This window comes from Vogesella perlucida, from assembly GCF_979366545.1.
The window spans coordinates 349,830-365,475 of the sequence record NZ_CEETRO010000003.1 but is presented as its reverse complement, the minus strand read 5'-3'; the positions used below and the strand labels follow the sequence as shown (position 1 = coordinate 365,475).

At 62.1% G+C, this 15,646-nt stretch carries 16 protein-coding genes, 1 other RNA gene and 2 riboswitches; of the genes, 12 read left to right on the top strand and 5 right to left on the bottom strand.

The features are described from left to right. Window positions 1-125: 125 nt before the first annotated feature. Window positions 126-1,232: a helix-turn-helix transcriptional regulator gene (locus ACZ9XP_RS06565; RefSeq protein WP_465188182.1), complete on the bottom strand. Its 1,107-nt coding sequence runs from the start codon at window positions 1,230-1,232 to the stop codon at window positions 126-128. 594 nt (window positions 1,233-1,826) lie between these two features. Here ACZ9XP_RS06565 and ACZ9XP_RS06560 point away from each other — a divergent pair. Both ACZ9XP_RS06560 and speB read left to right on the top strand, forming a co-directional pair. Then, a complete protein-coding gene (locus ACZ9XP_RS06560; protein WP_465188181.1) occupies window positions 1,827-2,183 on the top strand; it encodes a hypothetical protein in 357 nt (118 codons plus the stop codon). Window positions 2,184-2,483: 300 nt separating this feature from the next. After that, on the top strand, window positions 2,484-3,452 hold the full coding sequence (gene speB, locus ACZ9XP_RS06555; RefSeq protein WP_017507608.1) for an agmatinase: 969 nt from the start codon (window positions 2,484-2,486) through the stop codon (window positions 3,450-3,452). Window positions 3,453-3,522: 70 nt separating this feature from the next. On the opposite strand, the gene ACZ9XP_RS06550 is transcribed toward speB, so the two are convergent. The 4 genes from ACZ9XP_RS06550 to cobT form a co-directional block, all read right to left on the bottom strand. After that, window positions 3,523-4,029: a hypothetical protein gene (locus ACZ9XP_RS06550; RefSeq protein ID WP_465188180.1), complete on the bottom strand. Its 507-nt coding sequence runs from the start codon at window positions 4,027-4,029 to the stop codon at window positions 3,523-3,525. 62 nt (window positions 4,030-4,091) lie between these two features. Further along, window positions 4,092-4,952 (bottom strand): adenosylcobinamide-GDP ribazoletransferase, encoded by an 861-nt coding sequence (locus tag ACZ9XP_RS06545; protein WP_465188179.1) that lies wholly within the window; start codon window positions 4,950-4,952, stop codon window positions 4,092-4,094. 73 nt (window positions 4,953-5,025) lie between these two features. Further along, the gene (locus ACZ9XP_RS06540; protein ID WP_147688255.1) at window positions 5,026-5,631 is read right to left on the bottom strand and encodes a histidine phosphatase family protein; all 606 of its coding nucleotides are present in this window, start codon (window positions 5,629-5,631) and stop codon (window positions 5,026-5,028) included. Between the two features lie 132 nt (window positions 5,632-5,763). Beyond that, window positions 5,764-6,798 (bottom strand): nicotinate-nucleotide--dimethylbenzimidazole phosphoribosyltransferase, encoded by a 1,035-nt coding sequence (gene cobT / locus ACZ9XP_RS06535; RefSeq protein WP_465188178.1) that lies wholly within the window; start codon window positions 6,796-6,798, stop codon window positions 5,764-5,766. Window positions 6,799-6,936: 138 nt separating this feature from the next. Then, window positions 6,937-7,142, top strand: a riboswitch (cobalamin riboswitch). Window positions 7,143-7,267: 125 nt separating this feature from the next. Here cobT and ACZ9XP_RS06530 point away from each other — a divergent pair. From ACZ9XP_RS06530 to ACZ9XP_RS06485, 10 genes are all read left to right on the top strand, one after another. Beyond that, complete coding sequence (locus ACZ9XP_RS06530) at window positions 7,268-9,244, top strand: TonB-dependent receptor (RefSeq protein ID WP_465188177.1); 1,977 nt, start codon at window positions 7,268-7,270, stop codon at window positions 9,242-9,244. 102 nt (window positions 9,245-9,346) lie between these two features. Next, window positions 9,347-9,552, top strand: a riboswitch (cobalamin riboswitch). A gap of 125 nt (window positions 9,553-9,677) precedes the next feature. Next, a complete protein-coding gene (locus ACZ9XP_RS06525; protein WP_465188176.1) occupies window positions 9,678-11,516 on the top strand; it encodes a TonB-dependent receptor domain-containing protein in 1,839 nt (612 codons plus the stop codon). Between the two features lie 70 nt (window positions 11,517-11,586). Further along, window positions 11,587-12,120, top strand: a complete 534-nt coding sequence (gene cobU / locus ACZ9XP_RS06520; RefSeq protein ID WP_465188175.1) for a bifunctional adenosylcobinamide kinase/adenosylcobinamide-phosphate guanylyltransferase — start codon at window positions 11,587-11,589, stop codon at window positions 12,118-12,120. Continuing rightward, window positions 12,117-12,989, top strand: a complete 873-nt coding sequence (locus ACZ9XP_RS06515; RefSeq protein ID WP_465188174.1) for a cobalamin-binding protein — start codon at window positions 12,117-12,119, stop codon at window positions 12,987-12,989. Before cobU ends, ACZ9XP_RS06515 begins: the two co-directional genes overlap by 4 nt. A gap of 21 nt (window positions 12,990-13,010) precedes the next feature. Then, entirely contained in the window at window positions 13,011-13,214 is a 204-nt protein-coding gene (locus ACZ9XP_RS06510; protein ID WP_017507600.1) for a hypothetical protein, read from the top strand. After that, window positions 13,211-13,528, top strand: a complete 318-nt coding sequence (locus tag ACZ9XP_RS06505; protein WP_017507599.1) for a cell division protein ZapA — start codon at window positions 13,211-13,213, stop codon at window positions 13,526-13,528. The genes ACZ9XP_RS06510 and ACZ9XP_RS06505 overlap by 4 nt, the downstream gene beginning before the upstream one ends. A gap of 15 nt (window positions 13,529-13,543) precedes the next feature. After that, window positions 13,544-13,727: non-coding RNA, 6S RNA (ssrS, locus tag ACZ9XP_RS06500), on the top strand. 27 nt (window positions 13,728-13,754) lie between these two features. Next, on the top strand, window positions 13,755-14,348 hold the full coding sequence (locus ACZ9XP_RS06495) for a 5-formyltetrahydrofolate cyclo-ligase (RefSeq protein WP_465188173.1): 594 nt from the start codon (window positions 13,755-13,757) through the stop codon (window positions 14,346-14,348). 26 nt (window positions 14,349-14,374) lie between these two features. Continuing rightward, window positions 14,375-14,833, top strand: a complete 459-nt coding sequence (locus tag ACZ9XP_RS06490) for an EVE domain-containing protein (RefSeq protein ID WP_147688248.1) — start codon at window positions 14,375-14,377, stop codon at window positions 14,831-14,833. Then, window positions 14,833-15,645, top strand: a complete 813-nt coding sequence (locus ACZ9XP_RS06485) for a sulfite exporter TauE/SafE family protein (RefSeq protein WP_147688247.1) — start codon at window positions 14,833-14,835, stop codon at window positions 15,643-15,645. Before ACZ9XP_RS06490 ends, ACZ9XP_RS06485 begins: the two co-directional genes overlap by 1 nt. The last annotated feature ends 1 nt before the right edge of the window (window position 15,646 follow it).

Below are 15,646 nucleotides of genomic sequence, written 5' to 3'. Positions count from 1 at the left end.
ACAGGGCAATTATCCACGCATCAGAAAAACCATTCATCATCAAAGTTGATGATGAATTTATACATTAGGCATTATGCGGCACGTATTGCATTAGTAATGTAGCCTGGATCTTGCACGGAGCAGGGTTACAGGGCAGGGATCGCGGCAAGCAGGCGCATGAGGCTTTGAAGATTGTCTTCGCCACTTTTTGTCAGGATGGCCCGGATCTGGCTGCGTACTGTCGCAAGGCTCAGCTGGTGTTGGGTGGCATAGCCTTCAGCATTGATTCCGCTTGCCAAGGCCCGAGCTAGCCGGCTTTCTGCCGGGCTAAGGTCGAACAGGGACGATAAGTCCGCCGTCGAGGGCTGATGTTGCCGGTGCCGTGGCCGAATCAACAGCAGGATGTCTCCGTAGGGATGCAGGTCGAGGTTTCTCCCGCTGTAGCTCGTTTGTAGTGAGTCATCTTGGGGTACGGGTAGTAGGTGTATGACGAAGGCTCCTTGTGGCAAGGAGAGCGGTAGGCAGACAGTCTGGCGGTTCTTGCGTACCCGTTGTAATGCTTCTTCTATGGGGCGTTGCTGTAACCATCGGCCAGCTACCCATGCAGGAGAATGAGCCAGCCATTGCTCTGCCACCGGGTTCAGGTATAGCACCTGACCGTATTGACCCAGCAGCAGCACGCCTTGCTCTAGGGCCGCTAGCCCTTGCTCTCCGCTCCAGGCTGCGGCACGCAAGGCTTCGGTTTGCCGCAGTTGCGTAAACCAGTTGCTTAGGTGTGGGATGAGCTGCTGGAAGTGGTGAAGCTGGGCCGTCGAAAATGGCGAGCGTCCGTGCTCGTGATTGAACGCAATGACCACATCCTCGCCGGCATGGCTGTAAATGCGGCTACCCATGACGTACCGCATCCCAGCCAGTGGTATCAAATATTCCTGATAAAAACGGTCGCGATTGACAAAACGATCATCGAAGTAATGCTGACAAGCGTGGACAGTGCCTATCGGCCGTTTCATTGCAATATCAAATCGATTATCCATCGCCCTGGCTTCGGCACTGTACATCCCGTGTATTTCTGTTATCCGCTGGGTGGCCATGCTTGTGGTGGCGCTATTACGGACCCGGTCCCATCCCAGTAAATGCAAGCCATCGCTATCCAGAAATCGGTCAAGTGCCGTCAGAACGCCAGGGATGCTAGTTGGTTGCAGCACGCTGCTGTACAGCGACAGTAGCAGTTGGTCACGTTGGCCATCAGTCATGCGGTTTTTTCCCGCAGTAACGCTAGCGATAGGTACTTTTGCATAAAATCTCTTTTCCGATGACGTTTATATATTTTTATTGTCAGATGAATAGATTTTTCATCAAAACTAATGATGATGCAATATAAATGAGCATGTTAAATTGCATATGGCAATTAATTGTTGGCCAAATGCTGTTCATGGGGCATGAGTTGTCTTGATCTGGCAATGGCTCGCAATCGCAAGTGTGTCGTGACGACCCCTGGAACATGGGAAATGGCGTTTGCACAGGATGATGGTGTGGCCGGTCTCAGTAGACGCTACGCGCTGGGAAGCGTACTGCTGTCGACAAGAATCTTTTACCCGTTTGATATTTAACCCTCAGTAGTAAGGCCAGAGGGTAAGGTGGTGCTATAAGGAGTCGAGAGCGTGGTAACCGGTATTACCATTTTCATTGGCCCACTTGTTTGTTCTTGTTATTTGTCATGGCGGTGATAGCATAGGTTGTTCTTGGTGCGATCATTAATAATGTGATTAAAGTTTTAAAAGAAGCACCATGTTTGCCGGGACCGCTGTGTATTGTTAAACATGCTTAAAAACAGAAAGGCTAATGGTATGAGACCTATTATTTTGATGCCAGTGGTGTGCTTTATGGCCGGTTGTGCAAGTATGGTGATGGGCACGACACAGAGGGTAACAGTACATGTGGTACCAGAAAGTGCGGAGTGCCAATTTTTCAATAAGAGCGGTGATAAGGTCGCGTCTATGGATGCGCAGAATAAAACTGTCACCATCCCTAAGTCCAGTGAGGACATGACAGTAACTTGTCATGCCAAAGGGTATAGTGCTAAAACCATTAAAATAGCGTCAAAAGTCAATCCTGGTGCGCTGCTAATCGCTGGTGCTGGTGATATCGGTACCGGTGCGATTTACAAGTTTCCGGACCAAATCAGTATTGAACTTGAGAAGTGATAAGCACTATTTGTACTGATAAGCAGATTGGGAACGGTATTTTCTCTGTGCGGGTTGGGGTCATGACGGGGCTGAATGGCCAGGTTATGATTTCATCTGACAGTTTATGACCAAGATGCTTGATGATGGCCGTGGCGGGCAAGGTCAGTAGAATGCTGCAATAAGACTTGCTGTTGTGTACTGCTGGCGTCACACTTCGGGCTGCGTGCCGCGGGGTGCGCCAGCCTCAAACCGTCGGCTGTACAGATGGACGGTAATCGCCGTGGCGTCACTGCGGCGTGCTCTTTTTGTGGAGCGAACATGTCTGACGATCAAATCCGTGGCGACGGTGCCATCCGCCGCCAAAGCCTGTACGGCTCTTCCATCGAAAACACCTACGCCGGCGTGCTGTCCTTCATGCGCCGCAACTACACGCGCAACCTGGAAGGGGTCGATGTCGTGGTGTCCGGCATTCCGCTGGACCTGTCGGTGACCTTCCGCAGCGGCGCACGCATGGGCCCGCAAGCCATCCGTGCCGCCAGCGTGCAGCTGGCCGAGCTCAAGCCTTACCCGTGGGGCTTCGACCCGTTTGAAGACCTGGCGGTGGTGGACTACGGCGACTGCTGGTTCGACGCGCACAACCCGCTCACCATCAAGCCGTCCATCATCGAACACGCGCGCACCATCCTGGCCAGCGGCGCCAAGATGCTGACCTTCGGTGGAGACCACTTCGTCACCTACCCGCTGCTGATTGCACACGCTGAAAAGTACGGCAAGCCGCTGGCGCTGCTGCACTTTGATGCGCACTGTGACACCTGGCCGGACGACGAGCCGGACAGCCTGAACCACGGCACCATGTTCTACAAAGCGGTGAAGGAAGGCCTGATCGACCCGGCCAAATCGGTACAGGTGGGTATTCGTACCTGGAACGATGACTTCATGGGCCTGAACGTGCTGGGCGCGCCGTGGGTACACGATAACGGCGTGGACGCCACCATCGCAGAAATCAAGAAAACCATCGGCGACGCGCCGGTGTACGTGACCTTCGATATCGACTGCCTGGACCCGTCCGCCGCGCCGGGCACCGGCACGCCGGTTCCGGGTGGCCTCACCACCGCGCAAGCACTGAAGATCATCCGTAACCTGGGCGACCTCAACATCGTTGGCATGGACGTGGTAGAAGTAGCGCCCAGCTACGACCAGAGCGAAATCACCGCCATCGCGGCGGCGCACATCGCCTGTGACATGCTGTGCCTGATGCGCAACAAGAAGGTAGCCGGCCAGCTCTGACGCTAGCCAATGCGGCCAACCTTGGCCGCACTACCCGCACTGCGCCCGGCAGCCCGCCCGGCGCGGTTTTTCATGCCTGCGGCGGCGGGCTGCCCCAGCGCGGGCGGCGGCCGCTGAGGCCTACCCAGCCGAACAAGGCGCCGAATACCAGCGCCAGTACGCTTCTATCACTGGCGAGCAGGCCGGCCAGCAGGAATAAGCCTGCCAGGATCAGCCATAGCGTGCGTTGCGGCCAACCCAGCGTCAGCGTGCCCTGTTGACGCCAGGCCAGCGTTTGCGTGGCGACTATCCAACAGCTGAGCACGACATCGAACAGCAGCGTGGCGTGCGGAAGCAGCCACGGTAGCGCCAGGATGGGCCACACGGCCAGGCTCAGTGCCTGCTGCCAGCGCGACGGCGCGGCAGGCAAGGTTGGGCGAGGCAGCGGTTTGATGTGCAGTGCCAGCAGCAGGCTGAGCAAAACGCCGCCGAGCAAGACGGGCAGGGCAGGCGGTGTGTAGTGGGCAACTACCCACACGAGCACGGTCGTGACCGGAATGATGATGACGGCCGCCAGGCCAAAGGTGTCGAGCTTCATGGCGCTTTGTTGAGAATGGTTTTCAATATCTCAACATAATGACATGTTTCATGTCAACGCCATCAGCGCGCTGCCACCACCATGGCCAGCAGTAGCAGGCTCTCGCATACCTCGATGCCGGCCCCCAGGCAGTCGCCGGTCATGCCACCCAGTTTGCGCTTCAGGTAGGCCCACCAGAACAGCCCGGCCAGCGGTGCCAGCAGCAGCACGGGTGCTAGCCAGGCGCTAGCGGCGGCCAGCAGCAGGGTGCATAGCCAGAAGCTGGGCCAGTGCGGGCGCCAGGCAAAACGTTCGCCGCTACCCGCTGCCAGGCTGGGTAGCGTGGCCGACCACGCCACGGTAAACAGCCGCGCCCAGGCTGGCACCAGCACCAGCCCGCCCAGCGTGGCGGCCAACCCTGTCAACGCGGTGATGCCGGCCTGGCTGCCGTGGCCGCCGTGGTGCCCGTGGTAGCCCGGATAAGCCGCAGGCGCATCCGGGGAAAGTAGCGCACCCGGTAATGGCGGCGCATCCGGGGAAAGTCCTAAGCTCAACTTCACCAGCAGCATCAGCAGTACCAGCTTGACGATCAGCTGCGTGGCCAGGCTCAGCACGCCAAAGCTGCCCAGATGCGGGTCTTTCAGCACCTCTAGAAATCGTTCGCGCGAGCGGTGCGCCGCGCCCTGGGCGTCGGCCAGGTCGGCCAGGCCGTCGATGTGCAGGCCACCGGTCACCCACAGCCAGGCCAGCAGGCCGGCCAGTGCGGCCAACCAGGGGTCCACCAGGCTGCCGGCCAGCACCGCCAGCCACACGATGGCACCCACCAGCAGGCCTACGGGGGCAAACCAGCGTGCGGCGTCGGCCAGCCACGCCGGGTCGAAGGTTTTCAGCTGCGGTGTGGGCAGGCGGGTAAGAAACTGGATCGCCAGAATGAGGGTGCGCATGGGCAATAGGCTGTGGATAAGGTTGTGGGTAAGCGGTGGGCTGCCCGTGGGCAGCCTGTGCATGGCCTGTGGGCTAGCTGGCCGGCTGCGGGGATTCCAGCCGCGTCAGGTAGGCCGGGTGGCCGTCCAGAATCGACAGTTGGGCAAAGCCGCCGCGTTGTACCGCCATCAGCCGCGCCACGTTGAACTCGGTGCCCAGCAGCTCGGCCAGCAGCACGTTGATCACCCCGCCGTGGCTCACTAGTACGCGGTGGCTGCCGCGCGCCTGCTGCATCCACTCGGCAAAGCCGGTGAGCACGCGGGTGCGGAAGGTGTCGAAGCTTTCCCCGCCTTCCGGGGTAAGCAGGCCGCGCGCCAGCAGCGTTTGCCAGTCTGGCGTGGTGGCGCTGATATCGGCTAGCGGGCGGTTTTCCCATGCGCCAAAGTGGCATTCGGCGAGCTGCGGGGCCACGTGCAGCGGCACGCGGCTGGCCAGTGCCTGTTGTACCGCAAACTCGCGGCAACGCAGCAGTGGCGAGGTGGCCATGCAGCTGACTGGCGCCAGCTGCACGATGCGCTGCCAACTGGCAGCCATATCGGCCTGGCCCTGCGCGGTAAGCGGCAGGTCGGTGTGGCCGATCAGCCGCCCCTGGTGGGCAATGTCGCCGTGGCGCAGCAGGGTGAGGGTGTAAGGGTTCATGCAGCAAGCCTCCTGGCCACGAAAGCACACAGAAAATACGTAAAAACCGCCGCTGGCGCGCTGGGCTACCGGGCGGCGGCTTGGCAAGCATACCCGCCAACGGGCAGCGGGGCGATGCTGCCCGGCGGTCAATCAGGCATTTTTGCCGGCCACGCCTGCCTCGGCAAAAGTGGCCATACCAGCATGCAGCGCAATGGCCTGTTGCAGCAGCGGCAGCGCGGCGGCCGCACCACTGCCTTCGCCCAGACGGAAGCCCAGGTCGATCAGCGGGCTCAGGCCCAGCGCCTGCAGGGCCAACGCGTGGCCGGTTTCCTGCGAGCAGTGGCTGGCCAGCAGCCACGGGGCGATGTCCGGGTCGATGGCGTGGGCGGCCAGCGCGGCGGCGGTGCTGATAAAACCATCCAGCAGCAGCGGCACGCCCTGGCGGGCGCCTTCCAGATAGAAGCCGGCCATGGCGGCGATTTCCAGCCCACCCAGCTCGGCCAGCACGCCGTGGCCGTCCAGCGTTTGCCCGGCCACGCGGGCCAGTGCGTCGGCCACCACCTGGCGTTTTACCGCCAGGCCGGCATCGCTCACACCGGTGCCGCGGCCAACAATGGCGTCCACGCTGTGGCCGGTAAGGCGGCAGATCAGCGCGGCGGATGGGGTGGTGTTGCCAATGCCCATGTCACCAGCAATCAGCAGGGTGGCGCCATCGGCAATGGCGCGGCGGGCGGCGTGGCGGCCAACCTCCAGCGCGGCGGCGGTTTCGTCCTGGCTCATCGCGGGCTCGCGGCGCAGGTTGCCGCTACCGGCGCGTACCTTGGCGTGCACGATGGGCAGCGCGGACAGATCGCTGGCCACGCCAGCGTCTACCACCTCCAGCCGCGCCTGGTTCACACGTGCCAGCACGCTGATGGCGGCACCACCGTGGACAAAGTTGGCCACCATGGCACCGGTGACTTCGGGCGGGAACGCCGATACGCCTTCGGCGCATACGCCGTGGTCGCCGGCAAACACAGTAATGGCGGGCGACAGCGGCAGCGGGATCTCGCGCCCCTGCAGGCCGGCCAGCGTGATGGCCAGCTGTTCCAGTTTGCCCAGGCTGCCGGCGGGTTTGGTCAGTTGCTGCTGGCGGGCTTCGGCGGCTTGGCGGGTAGACAGGTTGGGCGCGGGGATACGTGGCATGAGGGGTCCTTGCATGATTTTCTGGCCTGCCGGGCAGGCGAACGGGCAGACCATACGACAGCCCGGCGCGGCTGGCAATGGGGGCTTCATGCAGATGGTTTAATTTCCCGCGCGGGCATTCTGTGCTGCCGCTGCTCGTTATAATGGCGGCTTGCAGGTGTCTGCCACGCCCGTACGGGCATGGCAGGTGAAACGGGAAGCCGGTGCAAGACCGGCGCTGCCCCCGCAACGGTAAGGCCTGAGCGTATACGCTCCAGGCATCGTATCAGCCACTGCCCCGCAGGGTGGGAAGGCACGATGCCGCATGGCCCAGCCCGGAGACCGGCCTGCAATGGACGCGGCGGAATCGCGTCTTGCTGGAGTATCGCGGGGAGGCGATCAGACAGCCTGCTGCCGGTGCCTGCCGGCGGTGCGCTAGTGTCCTTTTATTTCTCCGCACTCCCTTTTTGTCCCTACGGAGTGTGTCTACATGTTCAAAAGCAAACCACTGGCCGCGCTGGTAGCGCTGGCGTGTGCCCAGGCCGCCATGGCCAATCAGCCTGTTACCCTCGACGAAGTGGTGGTTACCGCCACCCGCGGCCAGGACAAAGTACGTGAATTGCCGGTGAATGTTTCGGTGATTACCGCCCGGGATATTGCCAATAGCACGGCGCGTACAGTGCAGGATGTGTTGTCCGGGCTGGCCGGTATCCAGATACGTAACAGCACCGGTGCTGCCGACACGGCAGCGGTAGACCTGCGTGGCTTTGGCATCACCGGCCTGAGCAATACCCTGATTCTGGTCGATGGTGTCAAACAGAACACCAACGATCTGTCGGCACCCAACCTGGGCGTGGTCCCGCTTGGCCAGATCGAGCGTATCGAAGTGGTACGCGGTAGTGGTGCCGTGGCCTATGGTGGCGGTGCCACCGGCGGGGTGATCAACATCATTACCCGTAACGGTTTCAGGGCGGCCGATGGCGTGCAGGCTACGTTGACAGCCGGTAGCTATAACCTGAAAAAAATCGACTTGTCCGGCCATGCCAGCAGCCAGCATGTGGCGCTGGATGCCTATGTGAAATCCCTGACCACGGACAATTATCGCCAGAACAATGCCGAGCGTAACGATAGCGGCGGCCTGGCGGCCACGGTGCGCCATGAGGGCGGCACCCTGCGCTTTTATGCCCGCACGGCCAATCAGGATACGCGTTTGCCCGGTGTGCGTAGTGTGGACGCGGCCAATGGGGTGGACGAGTTTGCCAGCAACCCGCGCGGTACCAACAAGCCCGACGATTACATGAGCACCCGCACCGATACGTGGGGTGTGCAAGCGAAGCAAGCTGCAGGCGAGGGCATGGTACTGCTGGATGTGGCGAGCAGTACCAAGAAACTGCAGTCCGAAGATATCAGCGCCAGCTACAGCAGCAAGCGCCAGCAAAGAACCGAAGAGCTCACCGCCAGCTTGCGCTATGAACAGGATGTCGCGCGTCATCGCCTGGTACTGGGTGTAGACGCCATGTCCGGTGATGCCGCGGTGGACAGTGTGGATACCTACGGTACGGGCAGCAAAAAGATCAAGCAGCGCCACGCCGGCGGGTTTGTCGACGTGTTGCTGCGGCCAGCCCAGGGTACATCGATCAATGCGGGTGTCCGCTCGCAGCATGTTGAAGACAGTGCCAAGGTGCATAGCGGCTATGAAAACAGCTACGGCAGCAATAAAGAGCTGCGTGCCTGGCAGCTGGGCGTGCGCCAGGCGCTGATGCCGCAGCTGGATGGCTATGCCAAGCTGGGCCAGAGCTTCCGTCTGGCCAATGCCGACGAGCAGGCGTATGTCAGCACCCCGCTGTTGCCACAGCTATCGCACGACAAAGAGCTGGGTTTGTCCTGGCAGCACCAGGGCCAGGCCTTGCGGGCGGCATGGTTCCGTTATGACCTGAATCGTGAAATTCATTACAACAACCTCAGCTCGGCCAACGTTAACCTCGACCCGACCCGGCGCCAGGGTGTTGAGCTGGAGGGCAAGACACCGCTTGCGGCCAACCTTGACCTGAGCGCCGCCGTGACATGGCAGCAAGCCACCTTCCGCAGTGGCATGGCCAACAACATTAGCCTGGCAGGGAAAACCGTACCCTTGGTACCCCGCCATATGGCTAACCTGTCGCTGAGCTGGGCACCGTACGAGTCAACCCGTGTGGGCGTGCAGTGGCAGTATGTGGGCTCGCAGCGGCTGGATAACGACCAGGCCAACCAGTTTGCCAAGAAACTGGGCGCTTACAGCCTGATCCATGCCAAGCTCAGCCACGATTACAGCAAGACCGTGGGGGTGTCGCTGAGTGTGAATAACCTGCTGGACAAACAGTATGCGTCCTACGCTATCCGCTCCGGCTCTACCGGCGCGACAGGCAAATACAATCTGTACCCGGAAGCTGGCCGCAATATGCAGGCGGCCGTGACCATCAAATACTGACCACGCGCCACCCGCCCTGCTGGCAGGTTCTGGCCAGCGGGGCATATGTTTCAGCCAGGTACGCCAATGTGTCATGACTGCATCCAGCAGGGGTGGCACACGGTATAATGCGCGCTTGCAGGTGTCTGCCACGCCCGTACGGGCATGGCAGGTGAAACGGGAAGCCGGTGCAAGACCGGCGCTGCCCCCGCAACGGTAAGGCCTGAGCGTACGCGCTCCAGGCATCGTATCAGCCACTGCCCCGCAGGGTGGGAAGGCACGATGCCGCATGGCCCAGCCCGGAGACCGGCCTGCAATGGACGCGGCGGAATCGCGTCTTGCTGGAGTATCGCGGGGAGGCGATCAGACAGCCTGCTGCCGGTGCCTGCCGGCGGTGCGCTAGTGTCCTTTTATTTCTCCGCACTCCCTTTTTGTCCCTACGGAGTGTGTCTACATGTTCAAAAGCAAACCACTGGCCGCGCTGGTAGCGCTGGCGTGTGCCCAGGCCGCCATGGCCAATCAGCCTGTTACCCTCGACGAAGTGGTGGTTACCGCCACCCGTACCGCCACCCCGGTCGCCAAAGTGCTGTCCGATATCACCGTGCTGGGCAGCGAAGAAATTGCCCAGTCCGGCAGTGTGAACCTGCCTGATCTGCTGAGCCGTCAACCCGGCATCGATATGGTCAGCAATGGCGGCGAGGGGACCGAAGCGCGCCTGAGCCTGCGTGGCAGCCGGGCAGATCATGTCATGGTGCTGATTGACGGCGTGCGTATCGTGTCGGGCACCAAAGGCACCACGTCGCTGGAGCACATTCCCCTGGCCCTGATCGAGCGTGTGGAAATCCTGCGTGGCCCGGCCTCCAGCCTGTACGGTGCGGACGCGCTGGGTGGCGTGATCCAGATCTTTACCAAGCGCGGTAGCGATAGCCCTGCGCTTAGCCTGCATGCGGGTGCCGGTGCCGAGGGCAAGCGTGTCGCCGGGGCGGGGCTGGCGGGCAAGGTAGACCGTACCGCCTTCAGCCTGGCGGTAGATCGCAATCAGTCTGATGGTTTTTCTGCGCGCCGGTTGCCCTACAACAGGGACCGTGATGGCTATGAAAACACCACCTACACCGCGAACGTGCAGCACGAGCTGGCGCCAGGGCATACCGTGGGGTTGAACGCCTACCATGCCGATGCCGTCAGCGAATATGACAGTGCGTCCTCTGGCGTGGCCGCTACCCAGGCGGATGAAGGCCACTCACAAATGTCAGCCCAGAGCATCGAGCTGAAAAACCGCATCAATACCACCTGGCATAGCACGCTGCGTTACAACTACAGCACGGATAAATCGCAGACCTATACCAAGAGTAATTTCCTGACCCCTAGCGGTACCTTCGACACGCGTTTGCGCGAGTGGCAGTGGCAAAACGACTTGCAGCTGGGCCAGGCAGGCCAGCTGACCCTGGGAGCGGCCAACGTGGAGCAGTTTGTCCATGGCAGCGCCAAGATGAACCAGCGTTATCGTCGTGTTGATTCGGTCTTTGCCGCGTATCAGGGCGAGTTTGGCATCCATCGTTTGCAGGGGAGTACCCGTTACGACGATAACAGCCAGTTTGGTGGCAAAACCACTGGCCAGCTGGCGTACGGCATGGTCCTGAGCCCGGCGTGGTCCTGGCGTGCAGCCTACGGCACCGCCATTAAGGCCCCGACCTTTAACCAGCTGTACTGGCCGGACGTGGCACCGAATTATCGTGGCAACCCCGATCTGCTGCCCGAAACCGCCAGCACGCGCGAGCTGGGCCTGACATGGCAACAGGCCGGGCAGTATGCCAAGATGGTGGCGTTTGATAACCGCATAGACAATATGATTGCCAACAAGTCTGGTACCGACAAATTGCAAGTCAACCTCGACCGGGCCCGCATTCTGGGTCAGAGCGTTGAAGTCGGCACGGTCATTGGCGAGATCAGTCTGGCGGCCAACGTGACCTCGCAACGCGCGCGCGACGTGAAAACCGGCCAGCTACTGGCAGCGCGTGCCAAGCGCTTTGGCGGCATGACCCTGGGCTGGCAGCTGGACCGTACCCTGCTCAGTGCAGAATGGCGTGCTAGTAGCAAGCGCGTGGTCGATGCAGGAAAAAACCAGTACCTGCCAGGCTATGGCGTGGTGAACCTGGGGGCCGACTACCAGCTGGACAAGCAGTGGACGCTGAACACCAAGCTGACCAACGTGGGTGACAAGCGCTACGAAACGGTAAAAGACTACAATCAGCCAGGCCGTGGCTGGTTTGTCGGCGTACGTTACGCCCAGTAAGCCTTGTTATCATCAGGCCATGTGGCTCGCCCTTGCCAGGCGGGCCGTTTTTATTGAAAGCAGACACAGCATGACCACTACCCACCTGATTAGCGGCGGTGCCCGCAGCGGCAAAAGCCGCTACGCCGAAAGCCTGGCGCTGCAGCACGGCGGCGCCGTGTGCTACGTGGCCACCGCCGAACGCCGCCCCGACGCAGCATTTGCCGAGCGTATCGCCCACCACCAGGCACGCCGCCCGGCGCACTGGGTCCTGGCCGAGGTTGGCCGCCACCTGGGCGAGGCGCTGCAGTACGCAGCACCGGGCAGCCTGGTGCTGGTGGACTGCCTGGGCATGTGGCTGATGCGCTTTTTTGACGAGCACGGCCAGTTTGATGCCGACGCCTGGCAGCAGCAGCGCAGTATCTTGCTGGCCGTGTTGGCTGCACCGCCGGCTGCGGTGGTGCTGGTGAGCAACGAAGTAGGCTGGGGCGTGGTGCCGCTGGGCGCGGAAACCCGCCATTTTGTGGACGAGCTGGGCCGCCTGAACCAGGACGTTGCCCAGGTGTGCCAGCGTGTAACCCTGGTGGCGTGCGGCCAACCTTTGGTCTTGAAAGGCGCAGCGTGAGGTGGCAGCTGTGGTGTGCCGCCGCGCTGCTGGCCGCCCCGGCGCTGGCCGCGGTGTCGGTGCGCGATGCGCAGGGTAATAGCGTGGTGCTGCCCGCGCCCGCCCGCCGCGTGGTGGCGCTGGTGCCGCACGCGGTGGAAAACCTGTACGCCATTGGCGCCGGTAGCCAGCTGGTGGCGGCGGTGGATTACAGCGACTACCCGCCCGCTGCGCGCCAGCTGCCCCGCGTGGGCGGCTATAGCGGGCTGAGCATCGAGGCCATCCTGCAACAAAAGCCGGACCTGATCGTGGCCTGGCGCGACGGCGGCAACCTGCGCACCGTACAAAAGCTGCGCGAGATGGGGCTGCCGGTGTATATCAGTGCGCCGCTGCAGCTGGCTGATATCCCGGGCGAGATGCGCGACCTGGGCCAGCTGACCGGCCACGCCGCCCAGGCCGAGGCGCAGGCGGCAGCGTTTGCGCGCCGCATCGCCAGCCTGCAGCAGCGCTACCGCCGCAGCGCGCCGGTGTCGGTGTTTATGCAAATAGGCGACAACCCCGTTTTTACCGTGAGCAAACAGAGCTTTCTGGGCTCGCTCATCACCCTGTGTGGTGGCCACAATGTATTTGCCGGGGCCGCCCTGCCTGCGCCGCAGGTCAGTATCGAGGCGGTGGTGCTGGCGCGGCCACAGCTGATGCTGGCGTTTGATGCGGCCAACCATGCCCGCTGGCAACGTTGGCCGCAGCTGCCTGCGGTGGCACAAGGCTTGCAACTTACCCTGGATCAGGACACGATAAGTCGCCCGGGCCCGCGTCTGGCCGGGGCTGCCGAACAACTCTGTACCACTCTGGACCATGCCAGGCGCAAGCTGGGTTTGACGCCCCCGTAGCGCTTGGCTATTCTCGCCGCCATGGAACACGAACTCGAATATCTGGAAGGCCGTGTCGCTGCGCTGATTGCGCGCATTCACGAGCTGGAAACCCAAAACAGCCGCTTTGCCTCGGCGCTGGCCGAAGCCATGCGTGAAAACGCCGAGATGAAGTTCAATCTGGAAGAAACGCGCCACCGCGTTACCCTGCTGATTGACCGCTTGCCGAAGGAGGAAGAAGCATGAGCGACGTGGTTCAGGTGGATGTCACCCTGCTGGGCCGCCATTTTTCCATTGGCACCCCGGCAGAAGAGCGCGAAACGCTGGAGCAGGCTGTGCGACTGCTGGGTGAAAAAATCGATAGTATTCAGGCCACTGGCCGCGTGATGGATACTGATAAGGTAGCCATTATGGCTGCGCTGAACATTGCTCACGATCTGTTGAAAGTGAAAGTAGGCGATGGTGGCTTGGAGATGGCCGCAATCCAGCGTAAAATACGCAGTATGAGCGAGGCAGCAGACCAGGCGCTAAGCGCCGGCCAGCAAGGCCTGCTCTCGTAGTACAGAACATCCGTCTACCCCCTGCGGTGTTCGAGAAGGCTCCCAAATTCCTTTGTACCAATGCGTTCGCTACGGTTGCTAGCCATGGTTGCAGGTGTGCCGCGTCCCTTAGCCGGATGTGCCCGAAGCAACGGGCGGGCGACCACCCTGGAAACAGGGTACAAGCGAATTTTGCCGGATCGACACTCGCGGGGGACTCCCCCCGTTTTCCCCTGTTAGCTACCCCATGACCCGCGCCGACACGCCCAGCGACAAGGCCCTGCTGCGCAAAACCCTGCGCCGTGCCCGCATGGCCCTGCCACGTGCTTACCGCCAGCAGGCCGCCCGTGCTATTGCGCGCCATGCCTCGCGCTTGTTGCGTCGTGGCAAGCACTTGGGCGCTTATATTGCCGCCGGCAGCGAGCTGGACATGGCACCGCTGATGGCCACCGCCCGCGCCCGTGGTGCTGCGCTGTACCTGCCGGTGATTCCGCAGCGCGGCCGCCGCCTGTGGTTTGCCCGCCTGGGTGCGGCCAACCTTTGGTATACCCACCCGCGCTACGGCATTGCCGAGTACGCCGGCCCGCAGCTGCGCGCCGAGCGGCTGGATGTGCTGTTCGTGCCGCTGCTGGGTATCGATGCCGACGGCTACCGTATGGGGCAGGGTGGCGGTTTCTACGACAGCACGCTGGCCTTCCGCCGCCGTCATCCGCGCTATGGCAAGCCGCTGCTGGTGGGGGTGGCCTACGACTGCCAGCGCGTGGCCCGCGTACCGCGTGAGCCGTGGGACGTGCGCCTCGATTACCTGCTGACCGAAAGCGGCCTGCACCGCTTTGCCTGAGCGCAGCGCGCGCGAAAGGACACCCCATGGCCTACTGGCTAATGAAATCCGAGCCCGACGACGTGGGCATCCATCACCTGCAGGCCCAGCCGCAGCGCCACTTTGTGTGGACCGGCGTGCGCAACTACCAGGCGCGCAACTTCATGCGCGACCAGATGCAGCCGGGCGACTTGCTGCTGTTCTGGCATTCGTCCTGCCCCGAGCCGGGCATTGCCGGTATCGCCGAGGTAGTGGCACCCGCACACGACGACCCCAGCCAGTTTGACCCGGCCAGCCCGTATTTCGACGCCAAATCCCACCCCGACAAACCGCGCTGGCAATGTGTGGACGTGCGCTTCGTGCGCCGCACGCGGCTGGTGTCGCCTACCGAGCTGCGCCAGCATGCCGCGCTGCAGGACATGACGGTGCTGGCACGCGGCAACCGTTTGTCCATTACCCCCGTCACGCCCGAGCAATGGGCTTATCTGCAGGAGCATGTTCTCTGATGCTGTCTTTAACGATGTTTGCTGTACTGTTGGGTTTTGGTGCGATTGCCGGCTTTCTGGCGGGCTTGCTCGGTGTGGGCGGTGGCCTGGTCATTGTGCCGGTGGTGGTCGGTGTGCTGGAGTCTGCCGGGCTGGGGGGCAACTACGTACAGCACCTCGCCGTGGGTACTTCGCTGGCGGTAATGGTCTTTACCAGCTTTGCCAGCGTGCGCGAGCACCATAAAAAGGGTGCGGTGAGCTGGGGCATCGTGCGTGGCATGGCCCCGGCCATGGTGCTGGGCACCTTTGCCGGCAGCCTGCTGGCCGGGTATATCCCTAGCAACGGGCTAAAGTGGTTCTTTGTGGTGTACGCCTATGTGATTGGCGCACAAATGTTTCTGGGCGCCAAGCCGCCCGCCAGCCGCAACATGCCGGGCCTGGCAGGCAAAAGCGCAGCCGGTGGCGTCATCGGCATGGTTTCCAGCTGGGTAGGCATCGGCGGCGGCTCCATGAGCGTACCGTTCATGAGCTGGTGTAATGTGCCGGTGCACACCGCCATTGCCACCAGCGCTGCGCTGGGTTGGCCGATTGCGGTATCCGGCGCGTTGGGCTACCTGTCCAGCGGCTGGGGGGTGGCGGGCTTGCCGTGGGGCAGCCTGGGCTTTATCTACCTGCCGGCCATGGCGGCGCTGATGCTGATGACCGTGCTGTGCGCGCCGCTGGGTGCCCGTGCCGCGCATACGCTGCCGGTGGCCAAACTGAAAAAGGCCTTTGCCGTGCTGATGGTGGTGATGGCCAGCGAAATGCTGTGGTCGCTGTTGCGCCATAGCTGAA

Excerpts from the sequence above, each read along its gene's own strand:
- ACZ9XP_RS06525 (WP_465188176.1), top strand. The coding sequence starts at position 9,678 with ATGTTCAAAAGCAAACCACTGGCCGCGCTGGTAGCGCTGGCGTGTGCC.
- ACZ9XP_RS06565 (WP_465188182.1), bottom strand. The coding sequence starts at position 1,232 with ATGACTGATGGCCAACGTGACCAACTGCTACTGTCGCTGTACAGCAGC.
- cobT (WP_465188178.1), bottom strand. The coding sequence starts at position 6,798 with ATGCCACGTATCCCCGCGCCCAACCTGTCTACCCGCCAAGCCGCCGAA.
- ACZ9XP_RS06490 (WP_147688248.1), top strand. The coding sequence starts at position 14,375 with ATGGCCTACTGGCTAATGAAATCCGAGCCCGACGACGTGGGCATCCAT.
- ACZ9XP_RS06550 (WP_465188180.1), bottom strand. The coding sequence starts at position 4,029 with ATGAAGCTCGACACCTTTGGCCTGGCGGCCGTCATCATCATTCCGGTC.
- speB (WP_017507608.1), top strand. The coding sequence starts at position 2,484 with ATGTCTGACGATCAAATCCGTGGCGACGGTGCCATCCGCCGCCAAAGC.
- ACZ9XP_RS06540 (WP_147688255.1), bottom strand. The coding sequence starts at position 5,631 with ATGAACCCTTACACCCTCACCCTGCTGCGCCACGGCGACATTGCCCAC.
- cobU (WP_465188175.1), top strand. The coding sequence starts at position 11,587 with ATGACCACTACCCACCTGATTAGCGGCGGTGCCCGCAGCGGCAAAAGC.
- ACZ9XP_RS06510 (WP_017507600.1), top strand. The coding sequence starts at position 13,011 with ATGGAACACGAACTCGAATATCTGGAAGGCCGTGTCGCTGCGCTGATT.
- ACZ9XP_RS06495 (WP_465188173.1), top strand. The coding sequence starts at position 13,755 with ATGACCCGCGCCGACACGCCCAGCGACAAGGCCCTGCTGCGCAAAACC.
- ACZ9XP_RS06560 (WP_465188181.1), top strand. The coding sequence starts at position 1,827 with ATGAGACCTATTATTTTGATGCCAGTGGTGTGCTTTATGGCCGGTTGT.
- ACZ9XP_RS06545 (WP_465188179.1), bottom strand. The coding sequence starts at position 4,952 with ATGCGCACCCTCATTCTGGCGATCCAGTTTCTTACCCGCCTGCCCACA.
- ACZ9XP_RS06530 (WP_465188177.1), top strand. The coding sequence starts at position 7,268 with ATGTTCAAAAGCAAACCACTGGCCGCGCTGGTAGCGCTGGCGTGTGCC.
- ACZ9XP_RS06505 (WP_017507599.1), top strand. The coding sequence starts at position 13,211 with ATGAGCGACGTGGTTCAGGTGGATGTCACCCTGCTGGGCCGCCATTTT.
- ACZ9XP_RS06485 (WP_147688247.1), top strand. The coding sequence starts at position 14,833 with ATGCTGTCTTTAACGATGTTTGCTGTACTGTTGGGTTTTGGTGCGATT.